Here is a 4,562-nt window from a genome sequence, read left to right as displayed (position 1 = left end):
TGTCATATTCAACGTGAGAGGTGTTGATGGTGATACCACGAGCTTTTTCTTCCGGTGCGTTATCGATCTGGTCGAATGCACGAGCAGAACCACCGTAGGTTTTAGCCAGAACGGTAGTGATGGCAGCGGTCAGCGTTGTTTTACCATGGTCAACGTGGCCGATAGTACCGACGTTAACGTGCGGTTTTGTACGTTCAAACTTTTCTTTAGACATCGATTGTCCCTCTAAGACACGGATAAATCGGTGATATCACCACATCAACCAGGCAACATGCCCGACTTGTTGAATGAAAATAACAGAAGAGAAACAGGGAAGGAGAGAAAAGAAGTGGTGCTGATACCCAGAGTCGAACTGGGGACCTCACCCTTACCAAGGGTGCGCTCTACCAACTGAGCCATATCAGCACGTCTGGAGCGGGCAGCGGGAATCGAACCCGCATCATCAGCTTGGAAGGCTGAGGTAATAGCCATTATACGATGCCCGCATCCTGAAACTCGGCTACCCAGTTCTTTCTGTAATACTAAAGAGACTGCTCTCTTTAGTATTGAGCTGATTAGTTTACCCAACCAACTCCGGCTACGCAAAGCGTCGCCAGAAAGTGGTGGTGGGGGAAGGATTCGAACCTTCGAAGTCGATGACGGCAGATTTACAGTCTGCTCCCTTTGGCCGCTCGGGAACCCCACCCAAATTGTTATGGTGCCGACTACCGGAATCGAACTGGTGACCTACTGATTACAAGTCAGTTGCTCTACCTACTGAGCTAAGTCGGCATCAAGTAGCGCGCATTCTAGGGAGAGGAGCGAGTTCATGCAACTAAAAATTTGCATAAAACGTTCTCTTGCTCACATTTTGTGCTCTTACACGAAAAAACGGTGTAATTTCAAACAGGGCAGTGCAAATATTCGCCAGCAATCCAGCTCATCAGGAGCGGTTCCAGTCACCCGCTGATGCCCAGGATGTATGCGGACGACTGACAGAAAGGTAACGGGCCGTTAGCACTATCCTGCTGGTTTACTACGAATAAGAAACTTATTCCTCTCTTGTGATGCTGGCGCGAGAAAGCAGCATTCAATGAGTTTTTTTCTTATTATTCCCGGCAATCTGGTGTTACCCTCCTGCCCATTGTCCTGATTAACTCGTGTGAAGCATCGCCGTTTCAACGTATACGGCGATGGTAAGAACATGCTTATGAGCCAAAAAGAGCAGACGTTAATGACACCGTACCTACAATTTAACCGCCACCAATGGGCTGCACTTCGTGATTCTGTCCCGATGACGTTAACCGAGGATGAAATCACGCGGTTAAAAGGCATCAACGAAGATCTCTCTCTGGAAGAGGTTGCCGAGATCTATTTGCCGCTGTCGCGTTTGCTCAACTTCTATATCAGTTCTAACCTGCGTCGTCAGGCTGTTCTCGAACAATTTCTTGGCACCAACGGTCAACGCATTCCCTATATCATCAGCATCGCTGGCAGCGTTGCGGTGGGGAAAAGCACCACCGCGCGTGTACTGCAGGCCTTGCTTAGCCGTTGGCCGGAGCACCGCCATGTTGAACTCATCACTACTGACGGTTTTTTGCACCCTAACTCAGTATTGAAAGAACGCGGATTAATGAAGAAGAAAGGCTTCCCGCAGTCCTATGATATGCATCGACTGGTGAAGTTTGTCTCCGATCTTAAATCAGGTGTACCGCAGGCAACCGCGCCGGTTTATTCCCATCTGATTTATGATGTTATTCCCGACGGCGATAAAACCGTCGCGCAGCCGGATATTTTAATTCTTGAGGGACTCAACGTTCTGCAAAGTGGAATGGATTATCCGCACGATCCTCATCATGTATTTGTATCCGATTTTGTCGATTTTTCTATTTATGTCGATGCCCCGGAAGAATTACTGAAAAGCTGGTATATCAACCGTTTTCTCAAATTCCGAGAAGGGGCGTTTACCGATCCTGACTCCTACTTCCACAATTACGCTAAGCTGTCGAAGGAAGAGGCGGTGGATATTGCCACCTCGCTATGGAACGAGATTAACTTAATGAATCTTAAAGAAAACATACTTCCAACCCGCGAACGTGCCAGCCTGATCATGACCAAAAGCGCCAATCATTCTGTGAATCAAGTACGCTTACGTAAATAAAGCAAAGGGAGCCGAAGCTCCCTTTTTTATTCTGCGCTGCGCAATGATATTTCACCGCCAACCCAGGCTTTTATCACCCCATCCTGTTCCAGCAATAGTGCGCCTTGCGCATCAATGCCCCGGGAAATTCCATAGATTTCTTTATCACCGATAATGAGTTTTACCGGGCGATGAATAAAGTTATCCAGTTTCTCCCAGCGCGGCAGATAGGGCGCTAACCCTTCCTGCTCGAACAGTTCCAGGCCCAGACGTAGCTCTTTAATCAGGCGCGCGGCGAGGAGGTTGCGGTCGATGACAACCCCCGCCTCCTGAAGGCTTATCCACCCCTGATTGACCACGTCAGACTCCACGCGACGCATCACAAGATTGATACCCGCGCCACTAACGATTTGTGCAGCATCACCCGTTTTCCCGGTCAGTTCCACGAGGATCCCTGACAGTTTACGATCTTGCAGGTAAATATCGTTTGGCCATTTCACACGAACCTGATCGGCCCCGAGCTGCTGCAAAACTTCAGCGATCACGATACCAATCACCAGGCTGAGTCCAATAGCCGCCGCCGGCCCCTGCTCCAGGCGCCAGTACATCGAGAGATAAAGATTGGCGCCAAAGGGCGAGAACCATTTTCTACCTCGCCGTCCTCGCCCTGCCTGCTGATATTCAGCCACACAGGCATCCCCGGATGTCAGCTCATCAAGCCTGTCCAGTAAATACTGGTTAGTGGAGTCAATCACGGGGAGAACCGTCACTCGGCCATGTTCAATCTGTTGGGAAATCTTTTTCTCATCCAACAGATGAATGGGCTCCGGCAGGCTGTAACCCTTGCCTGGCACTGTAAACACATCGACGCCCCAGTCGCGTAAGGTCTGGATATGCTTATTAATCGCCGCCCGGCTCATACCTAACTGCTCACCAAGCTGTTCACCTGAGTGGAACTCGCCATCAGCCAGGATAGAAATCAACGTTAAGGGAATAGTATGGTCTTTCACGCAATGCTCTCCTCTGCGTTGACTTCACCATGCGTTCCAATGAAGCGCACCTCGGGCTGAAGCCATACATCGAATTTCTTACCCACCTGCTGGCGAACGTAATGGGCTAGTTTTACCACGTCCTCGCTGGTCGCTCGATCTTCATTAATGAGTACCAGGGCCTGTTGTCGATGGACGGCCGCGCCGCCAATGCGTTGCCCTTTGAGCTGACATTGATCGATTAACCAGCCCGCGGCCAGCTTGACGGTGCCGTTTGCCTGCGGATAATGCGGCGCCCGGGGGAATTGCGCCAGCAGCGCTTCAGCAACCTGAGCGCTGACGATCGGATTCTTAAAGAAACTTCCGGCATTGCCGTTAATCCTGGGATCCGGCAACTTAGTCATTCGCATATGACAAACGGAATCGAATACCTGCTGCGGGGTGACGGTCTGTGGATCAAGACGCGTTAAATCACCGTAACTCAGTACAGGCTGCCATGCTTTCGCTAACGTTAAACCAATCGCGACGATGGCGTAGCGATCCTGGTATTCATGTTTAAAGATACTGTCACGGTAGCCGAAACGGCATTCCGCCGCTGAAAGACGCTGCTTACGACCCGTTTCCAGCTCAATGCAGTCCACATAGTTGCAAACCCGCTGGAGCTCGACACCGTAGGCGCCAATATTCTGGATCGGCGAAGATCCTGCGCAGCCAGGGATCAATGCCAAATTTTCCAGACCTGGCATCGCATGCTGTAGCGTGAACTGCACCAATTGATGCCAGTTTTCGCCGGCGCCGACGTGCAAGCACCAGGCTTCCGGCGTTTCGCTCACCTCGATCCCCATAATTCGGTTGAGGATCACCGTACCGGCATAGTCGTTCAGAAACAGGACATTACTACCTTCCCCAAGGATCAGCGTGGGTTCGCCTGCCGCGACAGCAGTTTGCCAGGCGCTTAATAACTGCTGCTCAGTTTCGGCGCGTACAATCGTCCTGGCGGAGCGCTCAATGCCAAAGGTATTCCAGGGTTTGAGGGAGTGGTTCATAGTGGCTTCCTGATGCAAAATCGGCGTTAGTTTACCGTATCTGGCGGGGGAAGGCTTGCCTGATTGCAGGGGCAGTGATATTGGGGGCGTTACCGGTAATGATGCGGTGTACCGGTCCGGGCTACAGGTCGTGCAGGGCGGGTGCGAATCCGTAGCCCCGGTAAGCGCAGCGCCACCGGGGAGATATACCCCACACAGCGAAAAAACCCCGCACCTTTCGGGACGGGGTTCTTGTTAAAACGCAAAAACAAAAAGCTCAGTCTTTCGACTGAGCTTTCTGCTTTATTTGATGCCTGGCAGTTCCCTACTCTCACATGGGGAGACCCCACACTACCATCGGCGCTACGGCGTTTCACTTCTGAGTTCGGCATGGGGTCAGGTGGGACCACCGCGCTATCGCCGCCAGGC

General features: G+C 51.5%; 4 protein-coding genes, 4 tRNA genes and 1 rRNA gene. 1 reads left to right on the top strand and 8 read right to left on the bottom strand.

Annotated features, from left to right (window positions below; genetic code table 11):
• From CW267_RS29560 to CW267_RS29540, 5 genes are all read right to left on the bottom strand, one after another.
• Positions 1-214, bottom strand: a 214-nt coding sequence (locus CW267_RS29560) for a GTP-binding protein (RefSeq protein WP_227256966.1), incomplete at its 3' end; no start/stop codon positions are given.
• A gap of 115 nt (positions 215-329) precedes the next feature.
• Positions 330-405 (bottom strand) — tRNA-Thr (locus tag CW267_RS29555).
• A gap of 5 nt (positions 406-410) precedes the next feature.
• Positions 411-485: transfer RNA gene (locus CW267_RS29550), tRNA-Gly, on the bottom strand.
• A 115-nt stretch (positions 486-600) separates the two neighbouring features.
• Positions 601-685, bottom strand: a tRNA-Tyr gene (locus tag CW267_RS29545).
• A 10-nt stretch (positions 686-695) separates the two neighbouring features.
• Positions 696-771: transfer RNA gene (locus CW267_RS29540), tRNA-Thr, on the bottom strand.
• Positions 772-1,189: 418 nt separating this feature from the next.
• On the opposite strand from CW267_RS29540, the gene coaA reads away from it, so the two are divergent.
• Positions 1,190-2,140 (top strand): type I pantothenate kinase, encoded by a 951-nt coding sequence (coaA, locus tag CW267_RS29530; protein WP_012543215.1) that lies wholly within the window; start codon positions 1,190-1,192, stop codon positions 2,138-2,140.
• A 26-nt stretch (positions 2,141-2,166) separates the two neighbouring features.
• On the opposite strand, the gene birA is transcribed toward coaA, so the two are convergent.
• The 3 genes from birA to rrf form a co-directional block, all read right to left on the bottom strand.
• Positions 2,167-3,129, bottom strand: coding sequence for a bifunctional biotin--[acetyl-CoA-carboxylase] ligase/biotin operon repressor BirA (gene birA, locus CW267_RS29525; RefSeq protein ID WP_008808010.1), 963 nt, complete (start codon positions 3,127-3,129; stop codon positions 2,167-2,169).
• Entirely contained in the window at positions 3,126-4,154 is a 1,029-nt protein-coding gene (gene murB, locus CW267_RS29520) for a UDP-N-acetylmuramate dehydrogenase (protein WP_032736967.1), read from the bottom strand. The genes birA and murB overlap by 4 nt, the downstream gene beginning before the upstream one ends.
• Positions 4,155-4,445: 291 nt before the next feature.
• Positions 4,446-4,561 (bottom strand): 5S ribosomal RNA (gene rrf / locus CW267_RS29515).
• Position 4,562: the final 1 nt, after the last annotated feature.

Source organism: Klebsiella sp. X1-16S-Nf21 (assembly GCF_002837615.1).
Lineage (GTDB): Bacteria > Pseudomonadota > Gammaproteobacteria > Enterobacterales > Enterobacteriaceae > Klebsiella > Klebsiella variicola.
Note: the sequence above shows the minus strand (reverse complement) of the source record. Positions and strands in the feature narration are given on the sequence as shown.